Annotated in this window: 20 protein-coding genes and 2 pseudogenes; 12 read left to right on the top strand and 10 right to left on the bottom strand. The window is 42.8% G+C overall.

Annotated elements, in window-relative coordinates; translation table 11 throughout:
• Window positions 1–44 precede the first annotated feature (44 nt).
• Window positions 45–884, bottom strand: a complete 840-nt coding sequence (locus tag JEZ96_RS15140; protein WP_011919885.1) for a TIGR03899 family protein — start codon at window positions 882–884, stop codon at window positions 45–47.
• A gap of 468 nt (window positions 885–1,352) precedes the next feature.
• Between JEZ96_RS15140 and hemG the strand changes: the two genes are divergently transcribed.
• The gene (gene hemG / locus JEZ96_RS15135) at window positions 1,353–1,874 is read left to right on the top strand and encodes a menaquinone-dependent protoporphyrinogen IX dehydrogenase (RefSeq protein ID WP_011788284.1); all 522 of its coding nucleotides are present in this window, start codon (window positions 1,353–1,355) and stop codon (window positions 1,872–1,874) included.
• A gap of 33 nt (window positions 1,875–1,907) precedes the next feature.
• Window positions 1,908–2,453 (top strand): cytochrome b/b6 domain-containing protein, encoded by a 546-nt coding sequence (locus JEZ96_RS15130; RefSeq protein ID WP_025007600.1) that lies wholly within the window; start codon window positions 1,908–1,910, stop codon window positions 2,451–2,453.
• Window positions 2,454–2,501: 48 nt separating this feature from the next.
• Here JEZ96_RS15130 and JEZ96_RS15125 read toward each other — a convergent pair whose 3' ends face one another.
• The 3 genes from JEZ96_RS15125 to nfsB all read right to left on the bottom strand — a co-directional run bounded on the left by JEZ96_RS15125 (window position 2,502) and on the right by nfsB (window position 5,167).
• On the bottom strand, window positions 2,502–3,254 hold the full coding sequence (locus tag JEZ96_RS15125) for a DsbA family protein (RefSeq protein ID WP_011919882.1): 753 nt from the start codon (window positions 3,252–3,254) through the stop codon (window positions 2,502–2,504).
• A 303-nt stretch (window positions 3,255–3,557) separates the two neighbouring features.
• Window positions 3,558–4,202, bottom strand: a complete 645-nt coding sequence (locus tag JEZ96_RS15120; protein ID WP_011919881.1) for a DNA-J related domain-containing protein — start codon at window positions 4,200–4,202, stop codon at window positions 3,558–3,560.
• 311 nt (window positions 4,203–4,513) lie between these two features.
• Window positions 4,514–5,167 (bottom strand): oxygen-insensitive NAD(P)H nitroreductase, encoded by a 654-nt coding sequence (nfsB, locus tag JEZ96_RS15115; RefSeq protein WP_025007602.1) that lies wholly within the window; start codon window positions 5,165–5,167, stop codon window positions 4,514–4,516.
• Between the two features lie 122 nt (window positions 5,168–5,289).
• Here nfsB and JEZ96_RS19675 point away from each other — a divergent pair.
• The 3 genes and pseudogenes from JEZ96_RS19675 to JEZ96_RS15105 all read left to right on the top strand — a co-directional run.
• Window positions 5,290–5,460 (top strand): annotated as a pseudogene (locus JEZ96_RS19675) (glyoxalase superfamily protein); the annotation flags it as partial.
• Window positions 5,461–5,537: 77 nt separating this feature from the next.
• On the top strand, window positions 5,538–5,894 hold the full coding sequence (locus JEZ96_RS15110) for a DUF6547 family protein (RefSeq protein ID WP_233058891.1): 357 nt from the start codon (window positions 5,538–5,540) through the stop codon (window positions 5,892–5,894).
• Window positions 5,895–6,496: 602 nt separating this feature from the next.
• The gene (locus JEZ96_RS15105; protein ID WP_025007604.1) at window positions 6,497–7,234 is read left to right on the top strand and encodes a hypothetical protein; all 738 of its coding nucleotides are present in this window, start codon (window positions 6,497–6,499) and stop codon (window positions 7,232–7,234) included.
• 480 nt (window positions 7,235–7,714) lie between these two features.
• Here JEZ96_RS15105 and JEZ96_RS15100 read toward each other — a convergent pair whose 3' ends face one another.
• From JEZ96_RS15100 to JEZ96_RS15085, 4 genes are all read right to left on the bottom strand, one after another.
• The gene (locus tag JEZ96_RS15100; protein ID WP_025007605.1) at window positions 7,715–8,440 is read right to left on the bottom strand and encodes an amino acid ABC transporter ATP-binding protein; all 726 of its coding nucleotides are present in this window, start codon (window positions 8,438–8,440) and stop codon (window positions 7,715–7,717) included.
• Window positions 8,433–9,113 (bottom strand): amino acid ABC transporter permease, encoded by a 681-nt coding sequence (locus JEZ96_RS15095; RefSeq protein WP_011788294.1) that lies wholly within the window; start codon window positions 9,111–9,113, stop codon window positions 8,433–8,435. The genes JEZ96_RS15100 and JEZ96_RS15095 overlap by 8 nt, the downstream gene beginning before the upstream one ends.
• 7 nt (window positions 9,114–9,120) lie before the next feature.
• On the bottom strand, window positions 9,121–9,855 hold the full coding sequence (locus JEZ96_RS15090; RefSeq protein WP_025007606.1) for a basic amino acid ABC transporter substrate-binding protein: 735 nt from the start codon (window positions 9,853–9,855) through the stop codon (window positions 9,121–9,123).
• A gap of 425 nt (window positions 9,856–10,280) precedes the next feature.
• Window positions 10,281–11,171, bottom strand: coding sequence for a LysR family transcriptional regulator (locus JEZ96_RS15085; protein ID WP_011788296.1), 891 nt, complete (start codon window positions 11,169–11,171; stop codon window positions 10,281–10,283).
• Window positions 11,172–11,293: 122 nt separating this feature from the next.
• Here JEZ96_RS15085 and JEZ96_RS15080 point away from each other — a divergent pair, with 122 nt between their 5' ends.
• The 5 genes and pseudogenes from JEZ96_RS15080 to JEZ96_RS15060 all read left to right on the top strand — a co-directional run bounded on the left by JEZ96_RS15080 (window position 11,294) and on the right by JEZ96_RS15060 (window position 16,628).
• Window positions 11,294–11,728: a CidA/LrgA family protein gene (locus JEZ96_RS15080; protein ID WP_014611199.1), complete on the top strand. Its 435-nt coding sequence runs from the start codon at window positions 11,294–11,296 to the stop codon at window positions 11,726–11,728.
• Between the two features lie 2 nt (window positions 11,729–11,730).
• Window positions 11,731–12,450, top strand: a complete 720-nt coding sequence (locus tag JEZ96_RS15075; protein ID WP_128090259.1) for an LrgB family protein — start codon at window positions 11,731–11,733, stop codon at window positions 12,448–12,450.
• A 147-nt stretch (window positions 12,451–12,597) separates the two neighbouring features.
• Window positions 12,598–13,102, top strand: a pseudogene (locus JEZ96_RS15070) (GNAT family N-acetyltransferase).
• A gap of 112 nt (window positions 13,103–13,214) precedes the next feature.
• Window positions 13,215–14,687 (top strand): carbon starvation CstA family protein, encoded by a 1,473-nt coding sequence (locus JEZ96_RS15065; RefSeq protein ID WP_011788300.1) that lies wholly within the window; start codon window positions 13,215–13,217, stop codon window positions 14,685–14,687.
• Window positions 14,688–14,945: 258 nt separating this feature from the next.
• A complete protein-coding gene (locus JEZ96_RS15060; protein WP_041408330.1) occupies window positions 14,946–16,628 on the top strand; it encodes a glucan biosynthesis protein in 1,683 nt (560 codons plus the stop codon).
• Between the two features lie 72 nt (window positions 16,629–16,700).
• On the opposite strand, the gene JEZ96_RS15055 is transcribed toward JEZ96_RS15060, so the two are convergent.
• Window positions 16,701–17,429: a type 1 glutamine amidotransferase gene (locus tag JEZ96_RS15055; protein WP_025007607.1), complete on the bottom strand. Its 729-nt coding sequence runs from the start codon at window positions 17,427–17,429 to the stop codon at window positions 16,701–16,703.
• Window positions 17,430–17,512: 83 nt separating this feature from the next.
• Here JEZ96_RS15055 and JEZ96_RS15050 point away from each other — a divergent pair, with 83 nt between their 5' ends.
• Both JEZ96_RS15050 and JEZ96_RS15045 read left to right on the top strand, forming a co-directional pair.
• A complete protein-coding gene (locus JEZ96_RS15050; protein WP_025007608.1) occupies window positions 17,513–18,355 on the top strand; it encodes an AraC family transcriptional regulator in 843 nt (280 codons plus the stop codon).
• Between the two features lie 211 nt (window positions 18,356–18,566).
• Window positions 18,567–20,036, top strand: a complete 1,470-nt coding sequence (locus JEZ96_RS15045) for an inorganic phosphate transporter (RefSeq protein ID WP_011919870.1) — start codon at window positions 18,567–18,569, stop codon at window positions 20,034–20,036.
• Between the two features lie 209 nt (window positions 20,037–20,245).
• On the opposite strand, the gene JEZ96_RS15040 is transcribed toward JEZ96_RS15045, so the two are convergent.
• Window positions 20,246–21,142, bottom strand: a complete 897-nt coding sequence (locus tag JEZ96_RS15040; protein WP_011788305.1) for a DUF72 domain-containing protein — start codon at window positions 21,140–21,142, stop codon at window positions 20,246–20,248.
• Window positions 21,143–21,167 lie beyond the last annotated feature (25 nt).

The raw sequence follows: 21,167 nt of genomic DNA, 5'->3' as shown, positions 1-21,167 counted from the left end.
CCTTGCTTAAAAGGAGCCTTTTGCTCCTTTTTAGGGTGTGATACCTATTCTATTTTGAAATCTTTGGCAAATAGTAGTTGCAGTGCTTTTACGTATTCTTGATCTGTTTTGGGTTGTACAAGTAAAGCCAGTTCATCACCTATGGGGGTTAAGCGATAATAAGTGAATAGTAAATGGCCGCTCTTAGGTGTTAACTTCATTTGAATACTAGGCATGGCAAATTGGATTGGGGTTTTGCTATTAAGAAGCCCTGTTTCAAACTCGCTACTGTGCAAAATACCCGCATCAACTAAGGTTAAAATACTGGAATAAGGCAGGCCAAATTGAGATAGGCCAAGATTTACTGTGGTGTTTTTTCTAAAGTATTGCCCAATCCCCCCAGATAACCGATAACCACTGATCAGTTTAAGACGTTGTTCATTATTCACTTTAGCCGCCATGCCAAGGGCTTTTTCAAGAATTTGTGCTTCCCTGTGGGTCAGTTGCTTGAGCAGCGCTAAGGTACGTAGACTGAAGTTTCCCGGATTCACTATCTCGCTCGACAATATCCGAGCCCACAAATCTTGCATCTTACGGTTATGGATTTGTTCCGCCATCAAGAAGAATTGATGACTCCAATCGGGATCGAGATCGACCCCAGTGACATCTGAGTGGGTGTAACTGAGGGCTAAGGCGAAAATGGTTTCCACATTGGCCTGATATTGGCTCGATAACTTGCGGGCTCTATGTTCTGCACGTTCGGCTATTGAAGCGTTCGCGGGGCGATATTCTTGCTCACTGGCGAGCCCTAATTGGCGACCGAGTAGCAGGGCTTTTTTGCGAGCGGATACTTCGGATGCTGACTCGCCTTCTTCTGCTAGCATTAAAATGTCTGAGTCCTTCATCCGAATCAATCCTTGTTTGTATGCTGATATAGGGAGTTAAGTGAATTGTCTTACCAAAGCTGATTTTGCTTAGATAATAGCGAATCCTTAATCACGGTTCTGGCTATATTAACCCAATCTATTGACGATTATTATGTTGAAATCGTAAATTTTGATACTCGTTGGCTAAGGTGAATTGCGGAATCATGGTAAGTCTATTGACGTACTATGAGGCAACGATGCAAGGTCATTTTTGAATTCTCAATTTATTACCGAGTCTATTTTTGTGAGCAAGCTAAAATTACTGTGTATGCATAAGCCCTATGGGGCTAACCCCGTGATCTATTTCATGTAAATTGATATTTAAATCACCTAGTATGCAATCTCGTAATAGGCTGTTTGCTTTTTGCGTTATCCATCTAAGCCGCCTTTCACTATCATTTTTCAGGCCGCTTTTTCTTATTTTTGTTGAGATGAATCGAGGCTAAAGTGAAAAAAATTCTGATCATTTTCTCTAGTGTTCACGGTCAAACCCGTAAGATCACTAATCAGCTAGCGCAGCAACTTAAGGACTTAGGCAATTCGGTTGTTATCGCCGATATTAAGGCTGTGCCCGCAATGGAGTCGTTCGACAAAATCATTATTGGCGCCAGTATTCGCCATGGTAAACATAATCCGACGTTATATGAATTTATTCAAAAGCATCAAAAACTACTAACACAAAAAGTAAGTGGTTTTTTCTCGGTTAGCTTAGTGGCGCGTAAGCCGGAAAAAAATACGCCTGAGACTAATCCTTATATGCAGGCTTTTTTAAGCAAAACGACTTGGAGACCTCAGTTACTGCAAGTGTTTGGTGGTAACTTGAACTATCAAGGCTATAACGCTTTAGATAGGAATATTATTCGTTTTATTATGTGGTTAACTAAGGGGCCGACGGATCCAGTTACCAATGTTGAATATACAGATTGGCAGAAAGTAAACGAGTTTGGTGAGCAAATCCATCAAGCATAAAAGTGGCTTGCTATAAGTTTAAGGGCATGGATCATGACGGATAAACCGACTGCGGCAGTAAAATTCGGCAACGTGTTTCGTATATTGATAACCCATTTACATGTGTGGCTTGCGACTTGCTGTGCGGTATTGGTATGTAGTAGCCCATGGATTTTTATAGGACGAAGCCTGAGAAAAAATGCCAGTTTTTGGGATTACCTGCATGTTTACTTAGGATTGGTCTGTACGGTTCTTGCATTATTATTCTTACTTCACAATACCTTCAATGGAAAATGGCGCTCGTATTTTGGTTGGCTAGTGGGGGATTGGGCACAACTGAAACAAGATATCGCTGGTGTAATCAAAGGTAAGTTCCCTGTTGCGGGCGGCAAAGGGTTATTCAGTGTGGTTGAAGGCATTGGAATGTTATTGCTGGTCGCAACGGGGTTGACTGGTGTTGTGTGGTTTGTATATCAAGGTACACCAATCGCAATGGACTGGCGTGGTTATCATCTTATTTGTGCACAGGCTTTTATTGGCTTTTTAATTGTACATATCGTGCTGGCAGCAACCCATATTATTGAATTTATTAGGCAGTAATCTGTGGTCTTGAGAAGAGATGGCCTCCGTTGGAGGCCATTTTTTTACTTAACGGATTCGCTTTTGGCGGCTTAATCCAATGACTGCTGCAAAGGCGAGGAATAGCCAAGTTAAACTGCCGCCTGAACTTTTAGGTGCTTGGGCATCTTTTTCAATAGCAAGATAGTTAATTAAGCTAATTAATTCATCTAAGGTTTTGATACTGCTTAAGTTAACAGCGTATTTATCATTGACAATAAACGCGGGCACACTTTCTACTTTGAACTGATTTTGCTGTGCGCGCCATAGAGCGAGTTTTTCATTGGTATTTTTACTATCGGCAAGTTCATCGTATTTAGCGGCATCGATGCCAAATTTAGCAAATATTTGTTTGATATCATCACGGTTGTTGATTTGCGGCTCGTGTTTATGCCCTGGCGCACTGTGATCGTGACCGTTTGCGCCTTCTTCACCTTGGATTGCTGCAAACATGGCATGGGTTAAGGCATCTTTATTATCAACGCTTTGGATCACGGCCAAAGAGCGCATGACTTCGGTGCCAATATCGCTATTCATAAAGTCGACATGTTTGCTATCAAATGCCACTTTTTTATCTAAGTTTGCTTTTATATCAGGTAGATAATTAGTTTCCATATTAAAGCAATTATGGCAATAGAAAGAGAAAAACTCAGTTAACTTAGGTTCAGCGCTAGGGGCTTTATCCGAAATTTGGGTGTAATGAGTACCTTCGGTAAAGTTGGCCGCAAATGCACTTAGTGGTGCCAAAATGAAGGCTACAGCCAAGGTTAATGGTTTAATCATATTTTCCTCAAAGTCGGTTAGATTGAATGAATGATATTGATATTCTGCGTGATTATAAACCTAAAACAGATCAGTTAAGCTTCATCATCGAAGCCAGACGGATATCGCACTGTCGGCGTATAGCTTCAGGTTAAATTGGAAGACTTAATTATCGCTGAATTGCGTTGAGGATATTAGACTAAATCTGTGATCCCACAGGAGGTTTCCCCCTTAGATTTACAAGACTGTAAACAGGATCACATTTATTGGTAGAGATGACAGAGGACTAAATCACCGTGGCTTAGCAATGGTTACATCACGTTTCTAAGCTATATCCCTTAGTGATTGCCAAGCCTCACAGACTTCACGAAATCTTGCTGCATCGCCGTCTGGTCTATCGGGGTGCCACTTAAGGGCCAAGCGGCGCCATTGCTTGCGAATATCCCGCGCAGTGGCGCTTTCATCTAATTCAAATACGCTAAGAGCATGCCCTTTATTCATGAGGTTAATGTTAAGGCCAATATAGCTTTTGTAACTGGTCCAGAAGGCTTCTAATAGCTCCCTGACCACGTTTTCGCTTGTGTCGTAGTTGTTCCAGTCAAGGTAATATTCTCTAAGCGATGTTTCTTCCATCATCAGTAGATTGACGTTGGATGGTACTAAACGAAAAATTTGAATATCCATAGCCTTCACTTGAAGCCACTGCCGAGGAAGCAGGATTTCTTGTAACTCAAATAGGGCATTCATCAATAAGAAGTTTCGCTTAAACAAATCGTTACCTGGATTCTCATCCAGTGGATGAATCAATCCTTTGCTTTGTAATTCAGTCGCGAGGTGGTGGATTTTCCAGCTTTGATTAGAGGCTTGCAATACGGAGAGAAGGGGCCAAATCAGTGGATTATCACCTTTGGTGGTGGATAATCTTGCCGATTGTGCTTCTGCATTGAGCGAAGGTTTAGCAAGTAACATACTGACTTTTCCATCCTATGTTGTGGTTTGCAAAACAGTGTTATAAAGCTTGTGCTTTGAGGCTATTGTTTTTCAGCGTTGGATTGGTATTCGCTAGGTGCAACAAAAATATGATTGCATTTAGACTATGCCATAGAGCAAAAGTGTAGGCAAAGATGGATTGTAGAGCAATCTGGCTTAAACGCGCTTCCGACTTGCAAGCATTAGTCGATAAGAAGAGGGATGCTGTAGATTAGCAAACGCAATAATAAAAAATGCCCTTATTTAAATTCAATTAAATCAAGGACATTTTTGAAGAACTTAAGCCGTTTTTAGATCTCGGTAAAGATAACGTCTTGTGCTAAACGTGATTTAGGTAATTTAGCGTTGAAGTCTTCCTCTGAGCGATAACCGAGGGCAACGACCACTGAAGCACATAGGCCTTTTTCCCGCAGACCTAAAACTTGGTTCAGTTTAGTGGCATCAAAACCTTCAATTGGACACGCATCAATATCTAACACGCTTGCGCCGAGCATTAAGGTTCCCAACGCTAAATAGACTTGTTTTTCCATCCAATGCTGGGCATCTTTCAGTTCATATTTATGCATATTGGCAAAAAATGAGCGCCCATTATGTTGACCTTGCTTGGCTTCTTCATTAGCAAAACGACCATCTTTTGCTTCTTGCTCAAGTACTTTTAGCAAATGCGCTTCATCTAACTGGGTGCGAGTACAAAGCACGACAACATGGGATGCATTAAGAATTTTTTGAGTGTTAAAGGCGTAATTTTCAGTTGCTTGGGCAACTAGAGCTTTACCCTCTGCCGTGCTTGCTAATACAAAATGCCAAGGCTGTGAGTTGGTTGAGGATGGGCTGAACTGCAATAAGGTTTTGATTTCCGCAATTTTATCCGCAGGAATCGTCTTAGTTGGATCAAAGGCCTTAGTGGTGTAGCGCTTTTTGGCGAAGAAACTTAAATCACTCATGTAACGGCTCCAAATCATTAAGGAATACAAATTCAATGGCAGCATTTTAAGCAGGTTTACGTAAAAAACAATGTGATCAAAGCAGGTATTAGTTTCAAAAAAAATTTGAAACTCCTGACTGTAAGATTTTAGTGAATGTGAGTGAACTTGATAAATTGTTTGCTCATGTGACTTCTAAGCCATATAAATACAACAAACCTAGTATTGAAGATGCGCCTTGGGGCGATCGTTGCTTTACTGTAACAGATCCGTTTTCAAACAGGATTTTGTTTAATGAAGCTGCAGACACATAACAGAGTGAGGCATTCGAGACCCGCGGCATTCACAAGTTCACGCGCATGGGTACTGCGTTATGCTCTCAGGAGAAAAAATGAGTTCAGTTGAATTGTGGAAAAGCTTTGTTGACGAGTTTACTCAGTTACATGATGGAGTATTTGAAAAATGGGTCTTGCAAGAAGGGAGCTATCCAAACAGGCAGGAAAATTCAGAAATAAATGAGTTCTTAAAGTCACTAACTGTCCAGCAAAGAGAGATTCTCGTCAAGATGCTTATTAATGCTAGACGTGGTGGTATTCATGATGCCTTAGTACGACTTAATGACAGAATGGACTGCGAAAATGGTCAGTATTACGAAAACGGCATTGAGATGGAATTTCAGCCCTTTGGTTCCACCCTTTACTATGACTATGTTTGTCGCCGAGAAGGGGATAATTGGGAGCAAGAATAGGTATTATCGGAATATCTTGCTTCCAGTGAACACCCTGCACAACTGAATGATTTCAGTTGCTTAACAAAGCCATCGCTGGTTAAAGGCAAACCAAAAGTGCATTATGTTGTTGGTTTAAAATGGATGGCTTGATGTATTATTCGCTAACGCGGAGCCGCTTATACCCAACGTTATGTGTAGGGAATCTTAATGATCGAAAGACCCAAAGTAATAAATCTCACAGAAGCCAGAACGATTCGCAAAGTCCATTGCGGAGAGTGTAATTGGGAGCAGGAAATAGCTGCTATCACTGAAGCTGAGATAAAATGTTGCCCTTGGTGCGGCTGGAGCGATCTGGAAATAAGTACTTTAAAAGCAGAAGGTGGCTTCCAAGAAATAGAATGTCAAAAGCACGGTAGAGTTACGGTTCTACTACCTAGCTGCAATATTGATCCACTAGAGTTCATGAACAACTTATTTTGTCCATTCTGTGAGTAACACATAACAATGCAAACCAGCCTGATGGCTTTTTTGTTCCTTGTTTTGCTACGCTACCGCAAAACAATCCACTACAAAGCAGCAGCTGTTTTCGGCTTATGCGTGAAGAGAGATCGGATATATAAATGGAAAAAGCATTAATAGATATTAGGTATTACGCTAGCGACTCCCTATATGAGACAGGTAAAAGTCTACCTTCGAGTTGTTCTAGCTTTTTCAAATTTCCTAAGCTGCTTCATTACTGGGGTGCTCGTATAGCCACAATACTTGGTGCAAATGGATTATCCCTCGGAGAATTCGATCACCTATATGTAAACTACACAAATGCTATTCCAGAAGGCTCGATGGTTTTTTCCGATAGAACACCAGAAAAGTGGCTTAGATATATAGACTGTGGTGTAAATTTTGAGAAATTAAAATCATTTAATGAGTCCGAACTTGAACAATTTGTAATTCGCAGTACCTTTGAGTGTCTTGAGCACCTTTGTAAGTTGAGCATAGAAAAAACCGAAAAAATCAAGCTTGCTTCAAACGAAGTGGAAAGATTTGGTTCTGCGGTCGAGCTTCCGGTTAAGGCAAAACATACTAAGTTATATTCGGTTTTGGTTTCATATAAATTGCGCCCAAATGGCGAAGCATCTCATGGGCTTGTAAAATACATTAACCACAAAACAGGTGCTACTTTCACTAAAAGGTTTGTTGATCTTAAGGGACCATCGGATATATTTCCTCTGGTCGGTACAATTTCAGTAAAAGATGGAAAAGTCCTGATCACGCCGAGGGCATCATTTAAAGCTAGCCTTTACACAAATTCATATCAGATTCCAATGGAGATTGATTTAAGTGAAGCGGCAAGCGCATAACAAGGCGCTCTGGGACAAACCTACGCTGCGCTTTGTCCTAGAGCGCGGCGTTAATCCATAGCAATTTTAATTCGAAAATCATAGATTAGAGCAAGAATTCTAACCCATTTATGTCTACTAGCTTTTTACGTATATATAGCAAAACTGGTAGTTAAAATTGGCATTGGCTCACCAGTGAGCGTTGGCGACATGGATGTCGCCGTCGAGCCTATAAGGACATATTCATGGCGTGTCGCTGGAGACACAATGACAATAAACTCCCTGAACTGATAAACGGCTATTTAGCTTTAGTTCAATTCCTGTTAATTCAACGGCATAATTTTTATGGTGTTGTGAAAGATGATTGTATCCTGACTTGTCTAATTTAGTCTTTGTCATGAACGTTGAATGTTGGGATCCTAATTTGAATCCTTTGCTCACTGCACGTACTTATAAAGGTCATGACAGTGAGCATGAGGGACAGGACTTAAGCCGCTTAAGCTAACGCAATACTTTGCTTAAAAATGCTTGGGTACGGGCTTCTTTCGGATGGGTGAATAGCTCATCTGGCGGACTTGATTCGACTACATAACCGCCGTCCATAAAGATCACGCGATCGGATACATCGCGCGCAAAGCCCATTTCGTGGGTGACAATGACCATGGTCATGCCCTTTAGCGCTAAATCTTTCATCACGTCTAATACATCACCGACCATTTCGGGATCGAGTGCCGATGTTGGCTCATCGAACAGCATCAAGTCTGGTTCCATGGCCAATGCGCGGGCAATGGCGACCCTTTGCTTTTGGCCGCCCGATAAACTGGCGGGGTAGGCATTAGCTTTGTCACTTAAACCAACCTGTGCCAGTAGGTCGAGGGCTTTGGTCTCGGCTTGATCTGGCGTCATCAGTTTTAGACTAATGGGCGCTAAAGTGATGTTTTGGATGACAGTTTTATGGGGGAACAGATTAAAGTTTTGAAACACCATGCCCACTTTTTGCCGCAGTTTATCGACGCAGGCGTTTGGCGCTGTGATCAATTGACCTTCAATCTCAATATCGCCTTGGCTTGGCTGCTCTAACAGATTAATACAGCGCAAAAAGGTACTCTTGCCACTGCCGCTTGGACCGATCACGCTCACCACTTCGCCCTGACGAATATGCTCGTTAATGCCTTTAAGCACTTGGTTATCGCCGAAGTTTTTATGCAGGTTGGTTATTTTAATCACTTTGTTTCAACCTCTTTTCAAATTTCGACAGCACAAACGTGAAGCTGTAGGTTAGGAATAAGTAGATGAGTGCGCAGGTAAATAAGGGCACACTGTCCTCGAAGGTACGGCTACGGATGATTTCACCGGCGCGCATAAGGTCAACGCCACCGATAAAGCCAATGACGGCGGTTTCTTTGAGGAGCACGATAAATTCATTACCAAGTGCGGGCAGAATATTCTTAATCGCTTGGGGCAGAATAATCGACTTCATGGTCATGGCTTGGGACAAGCCAAGTGAACGTGCCGCTTCGGTTTGACCTTTATCAACGGCTTGAATCCCTGCGCGGATTATCTCAGAAATATACGCGCCGCTATTGAGACCAAAAGCGATAATGGCGGCAGTGATCTTATCGACATCTAAGGCTGAAAGCACGATGAAGTAAAGGATCACTAATTGCACAACTACTGGGGTGCCACGGATCACACCGACATAAAGATTGGCGGGGAAGCGGATATACCACTTAGACGACATCTTCATAAAGGTGGTGCCAATGCCTAACACTGCGCCTAATAACATGGCGAAGAAAGTGACGACTAACGTCACTTTTAAACCATTTAATATCAGCAGCATGCCTATCATGCCATCTTCGCCAATCGGGCTAAACAGCGAGGTATTAATTGCGTCTATCATGCTGATATCACTTTATATGGGTAGAAACGAGCGTCTGATATTGGCCGTCAGCTTTCATGTTAGCCAGTGTTTTATTGATGCTCGCCAGCAGTTCAGGTTGTTCTTTTGAGACCGCAAAGCCATAAAACTCAGCAGGAAAATCCAGTTTGATCATCTTTAATTCAGGATTTTTAGCCAGATAGTTAGCGGCAGGTTCGCTGTCAAATAACACTAAATCTACCTTGGCATTTTTAAGCTCCATAATGGCTTCGAAACCCGTATTAAAGGCGGTGATATTTTGCGTGTATTTTTTCGACATAATGTCAGCGGTTGTGCCTAACTGCACCGCAAAGTGTTTGTCTTTAATATCTTCAAGCGTATGAATGCTATCGTTATCTTTGTTGACGAGTACCACTTGAGTCGCTTCGTAGTAAGGGTCAGAGAAGTTGACGTTTGCTTGACGTTCAGCGGTTATCGTCATACCTGAGGCGATAAAATCAATCTTGCCTGAATTGAGTGCGACGATCAGTGAATCGAACTTCATGTTCTCGACTTTGAGCGTCTTGCCGGCGTCTTTAGCGATTTGCTTGGCCAGATCGATATCAAAGCCTTTGATTTCATCGCCACTTTGGCCGCCAACATATTCAAAAGGAGGGAAGGCGGCATTAGTGCCAACGACTAACACGTCATCGCTTTTTCCGCATCCAGCTAACAACAAGGTGGCAGTTAAGGTCAGGCCGCCTAATAACATGGATTTTTTCATTTAAAACTCTCTTGTCGATTTCACTATCAGTGTGCAGTGTGGCGACTATAGGCATAAGTAATTGTCGTGTCAATAATTATGCTTTAAATGTGACTATAAATTCATTTTAAAAAAGGGCGTTTCATAAGGTGGTCGTAGAAACGGTTTAACCAATAGGGGCTGTATTTAAATTGTACTCAAGAGGTTGAATGGTTGTTATAGAGAATTTATTTTATTTTAGTTTATATTTTTCAATTAACTATTTGGTTTAGTGTTTTTATTTAAACATTGGTTAAATAGATATTGTTATCTGTATTTATCCTTTGTCGCGGTGAAAACGGGCCTGTTTTGATGGTGTCTCTTATTAAGGTTTTTGTGAATTTATGCAATTTCACTCTAATGGATTAGCTTGGATAAAACAAAGTGAGATCACTTTTATGGGGCGATTAGGCTTTCGCCAAATGTTTCTTAACCAAATTGATCATGGCTTGGGCTGCAAAGGATAGAACTTGCTCCTTACGCCAGAAGAGTGATAGTTCCCAGCGTAATTCGTCACTCGCTAGGGGAATATTGACTACCCCTGAGACACTGTAGCGTCGCGCAATTGAGCGTGGCAGCACCATAATGCCCGTTCCTGCCGCGACTAAAGCAATGCCGAAATCAGCTTGGCTGACTCGAGTGATATTTTGAGGGGTAAATCCTGCCGCTTGGCAAGCCGTTAGAACTAATTGATAAAGTGTATATTCAGTTTCAAACATCACTTGGGGCTGATGGTTTAAGTCGGTAATGAATAGATGTTCTCTGGAGGCTAATGGATTTTCCTTGGGGAGCACGACCACCATTGGATCGTTAAATACGCGGATACCATCATAGCCATCATCGAAATCAATAATACCAGTAGCCAGTTCTATTTCCCCTTTTTGAATCGCCGAAGTTTGTTCTACACCACCACGCACGAGCAAATGCATTTCAATTTGTGGGTATTGCTGGCGGTATTTGGCAATGATAGGCGCAAAGATTTCGGCGCTGCCTAGAGGCGCTAAACCGAGGTTGAGTTCTCCTGCGCTTAAATTACGTTGTGCTGCAAGCTCCGCTAACATGCGTTTGCGGCCATCGAGTAAGTCTTTTCCGTGGCGATAGACAACTTCTCCTGCAGGGGTGAGTTTAACTTGGGTGCCACGTTTGCCACGTTCAAGCAAGGTGAGATCGAGTTCTTCCTCTAACTGACGCACGGCTTTAGAAAGCGCTGGCTGAGTTAGGTGCACTTTTTCGCAGGCTTTACCGAAACCACCCGCATCGACGATTTCAATAAAATAGCGGATAACCTTTAGATCCATTATGCCTCACTGTTAACTTCATTCTTTAAATTCATGGATTACATTCTTAATATTCATTTTTTTTATTGAATAGACAAGCGGTAAAATGGTGTTATAGAAATTTAGTGTTGATTGAGAACATCATGTCATTCCTACAAGCCACAATATGTCGATGTCGTCATGGGGCTTTGCTGTTAATCCAAATCGGTCTCTTTTGTTTACTGTCTCTTGCTTGTCATTGGTTTGCTATTTGGGCGCACTTACCCCTACCTGGCAGTGTACTAGGATTAGGTATCTTATTGATTTTACTTATATCAAAATTGATACCTGAGCGTGCTGTACAGCTTGGCGCTGCTTGGTTAATTGGTGAGCTATTACTGTTTTTTATTCCACCTGTGATATCGGTTATCAAGTACGAAGGGCTGTTTGAGCAGTATGGTGTCAATATCATGTTTACTCTGGTCATTGGGAGTATATGCGTGATGGTGGGAACGGGCTTTGTTGTGGATAGAGTGTTTCGTTTTGAACGCCAGTTGAATATCAAAAAGCATGCTCGTCGCCATGCTAAGGTTGTTTAGCCATGGCCGATTCAAAAGTGATGGATTTTCTAATGTCGCAAACCGTTTTAGCCTTAATCAGTTTATTGTTAACGGTATTTTGTTACTACGGAGCTAAAAGTTTATACAAGCACCATAAAGTATGGTGGCTTGCACCCATAGTATTTGCGCCTGTGATGATCATTTTGCTGGTGTTTAATCTAAACATTCCATTACCCACTTATTTTGAATATACCCATTGGTTGATGGCGATGTTAGCTCCCGCAACAATTGCTTTTGCACTGCCTATTTACCGTGAGCGCAAATTAATCTGTCAGTATCCACTCACTATCACCCTTGGTGTTGTTGCTGGATTATTTTTGGGAATGATATCAACGTGGTTGCTCGTCAAATTTATTCCTTTACCTGCCGAGCTTTCTAAAAGTTTATTAGTTCGTTCGGTTTCAACCCCCTTTGCTATGGAGGCAACGAGCGCCTTTGGTGGTGTGTCAGAGCTGACCGCTATGATGGTACTGATCACGGGGATTATAGGGATGTTAGTGTGCGAACCCTTATTTAAACTAATGCGCATTCGTACTTCTTTAGGTAAAGGGGTTGCACTGGGAGCTTCCGCCCATGGTGCAGGCGCGGCTAAAGCGACTGAGCTTGGTCAGCAAGAAGGCGTAATAGCGAGTTTAACCATGATCTTTATCGGTATTGCTATGGTATTAGGGGCGCCCGTTTTTGCGCTTATTTTTATTTAGTCTGTCAATTTTAAAACTTCAATTTCGGCAATTTTGCCTCTTCGGACGCTAACTTATTCTCGGTTATGCGTCTATTTTTTTGCTTGAGCTTAATCACCTAGAATGTGGCATGCTGTCTTTTATTGAGATAGAAAGGGAGGTAAAGCAATGGGAAACGGTGCACAAACGGATCCAGAAATGCATTCTGTAACAACGCAAAGCGTCAATCTGCGAGCCATCGAAATCAGTGATCTTGAGGTATTTTTTAGCCATCAAAGTGATCCCATAGCCCATCACCTTGCTCAGTTTCCACCTCGGGAGCGCGAAGCCTTTTTTGCCCATTGGCAACAGAATATTTTGTATAGCAAGCAAGTGTTGTCTCGTGCTATTTGGGTTGACGGGAGGCTTGTGGGGAATATCGTCAATTTTCAACACAAAGGGCAGTCACTGCTCGGTTACTGGATCGGGCGTGAATACTGGGGGGCAGGGCATTGCGACTCAGGCATTGAAGGTATTTTTGCCCCTCACTTCAGTTCGACCACTATTCGCCCATGTCGCTAAGCATAATCATGCCTCGTTACGGGCACTTTTTCGGCAGGGATTTATTTTGACAGGTCAACAAATCAAAGAAAGCGAAGATACTCAGGCCTTGCTTGAACTGAGATTAAGCTGATTTCGTATTAGCAACCCTACCTTAGTCTAATGCTGAGTTGCTTGACCTCACGGCATAACTCAATGAAACTCGTCATTTAATCATCTCCCACTAAAGTATGGGTAATTAAATAATGTTAATTTTCTTCATTTGTCTTGTGCTGTTAGCGCTTGCATACCGGTTTTACAGTCCATTTGTTGAACGCCAAGCGGGTATTGATCCTAAGGCACTGACTCCTCAAGCCAGATTTAAAGATGGCGTGGATTATGTTCCTGTTCACCCCGTCAAAGCGTTTTTGATCCAGTTCCTCAATGTGGCTGGGGTAGGTCCAATTTTTGGTCCTATTCTGGGTGCTCTCTATGGTCCAATTGCTTTAGTGTGGATTGTGCTTGGTAATATTATTGGCGGTGCTGTACACGATTATTTTTCGGGCGTACTCAGTATTAAGGAAGATGGTAAGAGTCTGCCGGAAATTGCAGGCCATTACTTTAATATCTATTTTAAAGGCGTGATGCTGCTCTTTACTGCCATGCTGCTGTTTTTTGTGGGTGTGGTATTTATTATGAGTCCTGCGGGGCTTTTAAGTAATCTCGATTACTTTAAAGACACTATTTTTGGTAATAATACCTTCTGGGTGTTAGTGATTTTAGCTTATTACTTTTTAGCGACTATGTTGCCGATTGATAAAATTATTACCAAGCTATATCCCGCATTTGGTTTGTTAATGGTCGTTATGACCACCTCAATTGCAGTTGCATTAATGCTCCATGCTCCGCAGTTACCAGAAATGGGTGATGTGTTCGCCTATTTTGACCATAGCCACTATAACAATGACTTACTCGAGCCTAACCCAGATGGTTTACCTGTATGGCCACTGCTGTTTGTGACTATTACCTGTGGTGCAATTAGTGGTTTCCATTCGACTCAAGCACCGATTATGGCCCGCTGTTTAACCAACGAGAAATACGTTCGTCCTGTTTATTATGGCGCTATGGTTGCTGAAGGTATTGTGGCATGTGTCTGGGCAACGGCGGGTATTGCCGCTTTCCCTGGTGGATATGTTGAACTGAAGAGCCTGCTGGATCAAGGTGGTCCGGGCTTAGTGGTTAACCAAGTGGCGACAACCTATCTTGGTGTACTGGGCGGCGTGATGGCGATTATTGCTGTGGCTGTATTCCCTATCACTTCAGGAGATACTGCTTTCAGATCCTTACGTTTAACGATAATTGACGCATTTAATATTCCACAAAGTATGCGTAATCGTTTATTAGTCGCAGCACCTATCCTTACTATTGCTTACTTTATGACTAAGATCGATTTTTCATTGATTTGGCGCTACTTTGCCTTCTCAAATATGTTGTTATCGACCAGTGTACTGTGGCTAGCGACGAAATATTTATTCGATAGAGGCACTTTCCATTGGATTGTGAGTTTGCCTGCCATCGCTGGAACCTGTGTGACGGTTTCCTATATCGTTACCGCGGGCATAGGGCTTGGTTTACCTCAATCTTTGAGCCAACCTGTGGGGATTGCGGTGGGCGTTATCTGCCTCGTAGCGCTGATTATTGCCCATAACAGACGTAAAGTGGCTGTTGATCTGAAGTAATTCAGTTTGTGATTAACCGTTTATTAAGGGCTACATTGTGTAGCCCTTTTTAATACTATTTTCATAAACTGACGGCAGTATTGAAAATAGCCGCCGTGCCGTATTCCATTGTGCTGAAATTATGTTAGATTCTGGCGAACTGATGGAGATAAAGGTATGGTTATCATTGTCATCAACAGTTCTCCACAGGGCAGTCATTGCATATTGCTTATATGTGCAGCGAAGTGTCAGGAAGTTACACCAATTCAGAGTCTGCTTATGCAACCCAATTTATTTCCCGAACAAAGAAATGTTAACCGTGAATTGATGGCTATGCCGTCATCAGTTGAAATTCAATCTACTCGTGGACGTTTGCAACGTATGGTTGGCAGTGTATTGCTGACCTGTAGTGTATTGCTAAGTCTTTCCGCCTGCGCTGCAGGTAAGGCGAGCGCGCCGCAAGAGGGCGAAGAGTTCAGTTATGCATGGCTTAAGGGTCATGCTCGTACACTTGCTGCTGAGTCCTATGTTAGTCACAAGGGCGAACTGCCTAAAAGCCTGCAGGGGATGAGCTGGGATGATTACCAGCAGTTCCATTTTAAGAAAAAAGCGGCAATGTGGCGTGATCAGGATTCTGAGTTTCGTGCCGAATTATTTCACCTAGGTTTGTATTTTGATACGCCAGTACATATCTATGAGTTAGATGAGAGTAAGGCCAAACTTATCGAATACTCACCATCGATGTTTGATTACGGCAAGTCTAAAGTGAAAGGAAGTCAGCTACCTAAAGATCTCGGTTTTGCTGGATTTAGAATGCAGTTTAATACCGATTGGCAGCGTGATGTGGTGGCTTTCCTTGGGGCGAGTTATTTCCGAGCAGTAGGTCAAGAGATGCAATACGGTTTATCAGCCCGTGGTTTGGCGGTTGATACTGCATTACCAAAACCTGAAGAGTTTCCAATGTTTACTCATTTCTGGTTAGAGAAACCTAAACCAGGCTCGAATATTGCCACCGTCTATGCATTGTTAGATTCTCCAAGTGTGACTGGCGCTTACCGTTTTGACATTGAGCCAGGTGAGCGTTTGAAGATGAAAGTCGATGCGGCGATTTATCCCCGTAAAGCGATTGAGCGTTTAGGTGTCGCGCCACTAACCAGTATGTATATGGTGGGTGAAAACGATCGCCGTACTGGTTATGACTGGCGTCAAGAGATCCACGATTCGGATGGCTTAGCAATGCATACAGGGAGTGGCGAATGGATTTGGCGTCCACTCGCTAACCCAGAAAATCTGCGATTCAACGCCTATAGCGATGAAAATCCAAGAGGTTTTGGTTTAATGCAGCGCGATCGTAATTTTGATCATTATCAGGATGACGGTGTTTTCTACGAAAAACGTCCAAGTTTATGGATTGAACCTACGGGAAGTTGGGGTAAAGGTTCTGTACAGCTAGTGGAAATCCCAACGCTGGATGAAACCTTCGATAACATAGTGGCATTTTGGAACCCTGCAGAGCCTATTTTACCAGGTCAAGAGTTGCTTTATAGCTACAACATGTATTGGGGAGGCATTCCACCTGTGCAATCACCTCGTGCCCGTGTTGTTGATACTTTCACTGGTTTAGGTGGTGTGGTTGGTCAGAAGCGCAAATATTACAGTAAGCGCTTTGTTATCGATTTTGCTGGTGGCACTTTACCTATGTTAGGCAAAGATACTCAAGTAAAAGCGGTGATCAGTACCTCACAAGGCCGTGTAGAAATCGAATCAGCACGTCCTTTAGCATCGATTAATGGCTATCGTGCTATGTTTGATGTAGTGCCTCCAGAGGACAGCGTTGAGCCAATTAACCTAAGAGTTTACTTAGAAGTCGATGGTCAACCACTGTCTGAGACTTGGATGTATCAGTGGAATCCGCCCGCTAAGGATGATCGTGAACTCTATAACGCGGGCCATCTGCAATAAGCGATTTGTGAGTCATTAATCTAAAATGCCAGCTAACTTAGCTGGCATTTTTGTTTTGGCTTTAGCCACTTTTTACTTAGGGGTATATACGGCTTGATAGGCTAAGACTAGATTATCTAAAAAATGTCCCAGCAACTGATTCATCCTAGCCGTTGATTGCCCCAGTATAAACTCAGGGCTTTGAATATAGGGCATTTTCTGTGTGCAAGAAAAAGCATTTTCTTGGGCAATTAATGGTGTTAATTGGCTACTGATAAATTCAAGATGGCATTGAAATCCAAAAACTAAATTTGTGTAACGTACAATTTGCCGCGGGCAAGCTTCACTTGTGGCTAGCACTTCGCAATCGGGCGTAAGGCCAGGCATGTCGTTATGCCAGTGGCCGACCACTTCAGTGGTCGAAAATGTCTTAAGGTTAATATTACTTTTTCCTGCCGCAGTCAGTTCAATAGGGAAGTAACCAATCTCGGCATGTGGACTCTTTTGATAACGGGCACCTAATGCCTCACCGATTAACTGTGCTCCAAGACAAACCCCCACAACGGCTTTATTTGTTTGGATAGCTTGCCTGATAAGTCTTTGTTCTGCTTGACTATCAAAATATGGACAATCGCTTTGGGATGTGGCGGGAGACTGGGGGCCACCGAGGATAATTAACAGATCAAAACCATCACTATCTTCAGGTAGAGCTTCATCTAGATAGACTCTGCTAAAGCTCATTCTGTAGTTTTTGCTTGCGGCCCAATCGCTAAAATAGCCTGGACCTTCATAACTTTCATGGATAATGCAATGAATATGCATTGAGTGTTCCTGTGTCTTTTGTGGGATAACGCTATGCTACAATTCTTTTATTTGGCTGAATAACGTCATATGGACAAGTAATAATGCTAAGTCGCCAACTCGATTCGATTAACGCCATTATTGAGCAAGCGCCTAATATGCCTTCATTTGTAAAAACGATTGAGATGCAAAAGGGGTATGTGGATGTTTTACACCAGCACTGTTGGCATCAGCTTATTTTTCCGCTTCAAGGCCTGTTACAGACAGAGGCAAATGGGGCACTGTTTTTAGTTCCCCATACCACAGCGCTTTTTGTGCCAGCAGGAGTGGTACATGAGTCTGTTGCGATTGCTCATACCTGCTTTATTGGCGTCTATCTGAATCCTATGTATGGTCGAGATTATGGCGCCACGATTAAACCTGTCGCTATGAGTGCTTTTCTAAGGGAGTTAGTGTTAACGCTCAGAAAACAATGTGCATTAAATACCTCAATGAACATTGAGCCAATGGCACAGGCGCCAATATTACGTTTGCTTGAGGTGTTATACGATCAAATTAATAGTGCGGGAGGGCAGACTTTTAAGTTACTGATACCGCAAGATAGGCGCCTAAAATTGATTTTTGAGCACTTAACTCAAACGCCAGCTTTAGATTTCTCTTTAGTAAAATGGGGGGAGATGGTTGGAGCATCGGAACGAACATTGTCGAGGTTATTTGTGAGGGAGTTTGGTTGTTCATTTGTATTATGGCGTCAACATTTACGGCTGATCTATTCGCTATCACTATTGGCCACTGACCTATCAATACAGAATGTGGCCCACCAAATTGGTTATCAAAATGATTCATCCTATATCAAAGCCTTCAAGGAGCGTTTTGGGATGACGCCACAGCGATTTCGGTTAGGTGATCATGGGATAACGACTCATGGTAACGAGCACTCTATTTAAATGGCTTCTCTAATATCGAATCGATGTGTTCCCTCTTTTTGCTGCACAGATATTCATTGGGCCGAATAAAAATCAAGCGAGTGTTAATTGCAAGCATGCTACTGAGTTATTGAGGACTCATTCACTTTTTGACAATCTAAATAATTTTTCACTGTAAAAGACCCCAAACTTGGGCGTAATCTGTGGCGTCCTTGTCATAGGTTAGCTATTTATGTTCGAAATATTTACGACGTTAGGTTTTGGATGGTCTGTTGGTTTAGTGTTAGCGGTGCTGTTTGTACTTGCATATGAATTTATCAATGGCTTTCACGACACGGCCAATGCGGTGGCAACGGTTATCTATACTAAAGCGATGCCAGCCAATCTTGCAGTTGTAACCTCTGCGCTATTTAATTTTGCGGGCGTATTATTAGGTGGCTTAGGTGTAGCTTATGCGATAGTGCATTTGTTACCTGTCGATTCCTTACTAGGCATGGATTCTACCCAAGGGTTATTAATGGTGTTTTCCCTCTTAGTTTCGGCGATTATTTGGAACTTAGGCACTTGGTATTTTGGCATTCCTGCATCAAGTTCGCATACCTTAATAGGCTCGATAATGGGAGTGGGTGGAGCATTTGCATGGCTACACGATCAACCGATCTTACATGGCATAAACACCACTAAAGCCACGCAGATTATGCTGTCTCTGATCATTTCTCCGACATTAGGTTTTGTGATGGCAGCGTTTTTTTTACTGCTGATGAAATCGATTTGGCAAAAACATAAAATCCACCGAACACCCGATGAACAAATCCAAATCAATGGCAAAAAGCATCCACCATTTTGGGCGAGGGTCAGCTTAATTGTATCTGCCATGGGGGTCAGTTTTGCCCATGGTTCTAACGATGGTCAAAAGGGGATTGGCCTAGTCATGCTCGTATTGATCTGTATGGCTCCTGCATATTTTGCCCTCGATATGAATAGTCAGCCCTATGACTTAGAAAGAACGCAGGATGCGAATCGGCGTATTATGGCTATTTATGATCGTAATCAGACCGCTATTGGTGAGCTGGTTGATTTTAAGGCTGATATCCATGTTGCCGATAATATGTTGACTCATTGCTCGGCAGAGACAGTGTTACCTGCGATGTCACAACTCGATCGTCATTTGGGCAAAGTATCCACTTTTAAAGAGATGGGGGTTGAAGAGCGCCGTGAAGTACGCCGTTTATTGCTCTGTATCGACGATACGGCCCGTAAAGTATCCAAGCTCGAACTGCCTAAAAAAGAATTAAGTTCACTCGCCAAGTGGCGTAAAGATCTGACTATCATCACTGAATATGCTCCCTTGTGGGTCATTATCGCGATTGCAACCGCATTGGGTTGTGGCACCTTAGTCGGTTGGCGCCGAATTGTGTATACCGTGGGTGAAAAGATTGGTTCATCTGGCATGACCTATAGCCAAGGTATCGCTGCGCAGGTCACGGCCGCGGCATCCATCGGGGTGGCGAGTCTGACTGGTATGCCTGTTTCTACGACCCATATTTTATCTTCCGCAGTAGCGGGCACTATGGTGGCGAATCGTTCGGGCTTACAAAGCCAGACAATTAAGCAGATCATGCTTGCTTGGTTACTTACCCTGCCGATTACCATTCTACTTTCTGGTGGTATGTTTATTTTAGCTAATGCAATGTTTGGCTAATGCAATAATTGGATTGTGCGCAGCAGCTTGACGATAAATTTCGCAGTATTTAGTGCAGCATTGAGTACCGTTTATGTTGAATAACGGTACTGCACGGACGTTACCTTGCAGAAAAGTGAGTTCACTTGCGACAGGAATAATCCTGAAGCGTCCACACACTCTAGCACATCAAAAATGTATATATCCGTCATCGTGTTGACTGTGAGTTTTCACCAATCTAACCCCATTTGTGCACTCTTTTCCTCTGCTTTTTTCTCAAGCAGTTTGATGTCGGCGAGTTGAATGTGCTCTGCAATGTGGAGCTGCAGTTTGCGATATAAACGAGCGGCGAGTTCAGGTGCAGTTTGATTATCTGGGGTATGAATAAATAAGTAGGGCTCACGGCCTTCGTTCAACCAGAGTGTGAGTTGCTTAAGCCAATGGGTAAAAAAGGCATCATTATCCTTAGGTAAAGCTGTGGTTCCGAGTTGTGTCAGCAGAGCCAGCGTACCGTCGGCTTGGCCGATAAAGCGTACAACGGGATTATTCGCTGTGGCTATTGGGTGCACTGGAACTCGTGGTTTTTTCTTGTGGGCATCAATAATGGTTTCATTGAAAGGCGGTAGGGCAAATACGGGTCGGCTATCCATAATGATTCGATTGACTTTTTTATCTATTAACAATCGATTGAGTGTTCGCTCTGCATCACCTTTGGCAAAAAATGCAAAGTGCCTGACTTCGACGCCATAGGTCAATCCTTGGGGAACGTGATCTAAAAATCGTGCCAATACTGGAAGTTGTTCAGGCCCAAAATGAGCGGGGAGTTGGATTTTCCATATGCCTGTTTTCTCGATTAATGGCGCCATAATATGGAAAAAATCCCGCAGATCTTGATTACAATCTTGAAGCTGTTTCTGATGGGTAATACGTTGAGGCAATTTGAACGTGAAGCGAAAATTATCGGGAGTCGCACTGTGCCAATTTAAAACGGTTTGTGGTGCTGGAGTGGCATAAAAACTGGTATTACCTTCAACAGAATTGAAAATATGAGCATAGTGTGCGAGCCGTTCTGTTGCTTTAGTTTGATGGCCGTAAACACTGTCTTGCCAGCTTTGATGTGACCACATCGCTAACCCCAGACGCAACTGTCTG

The organism is Shewanella putrefaciens, assembly GCF_016406325.1.
GTDB lineage: Bacteria > Pseudomonadota > Gammaproteobacteria > Enterobacterales > Shewanellaceae > Shewanella > Shewanella putrefaciens.
This window is presented reverse-complemented; position numbering and strand designations above follow the sequence as displayed.